1 protein-coding gene is annotated in these 255 nt (G+C 65.9%); it reads right to left on the reverse strand.

Annotation, left to right across the window (positions count from 1 at the left end; genetic code table 11):
* Positions 1–255, reverse strand: a 255-nt coding sequence (locus MTX36_RS29655; RefSeq protein WP_243623226.1) for an ABC transporter ATP-binding protein, incomplete at both ends; no start/stop codon positions are given.

A 255-nucleotide genomic window follows, 5' to 3' on the forward strand; every position in this document is an offset into this window, starting at 1 on the left:
TGTTGTGCGCGATGAACAGCAGGGACAGTCCGTGGCGCTTCTTGGCGGCCTCGAGCAGGTTCAGGATCTGTGCCTGCACCGACACGTCGAGGCTCGAGACGGGCTCGTCGCAGATCAGGACCTTCGGATCGAGCATCAGCGCACGTGCGATGCACACACGCTGGCACTGACCACCCGAGAGCTCGCGCGGCGTGCGATCCCAGACCATGTCCGGATCGAGGCCGACCTCCGCCAGAACCTCGCGGGCCCGAGCTT

The organism is Rhodococcus sp. ARC_M6 (genome assembly GCF_022810305.1).
Classification (GTDB): Bacteria; Actinomycetota; Actinomycetes; order Mycobacteriales; family Mycobacteriaceae; genus Rhodococcus_F.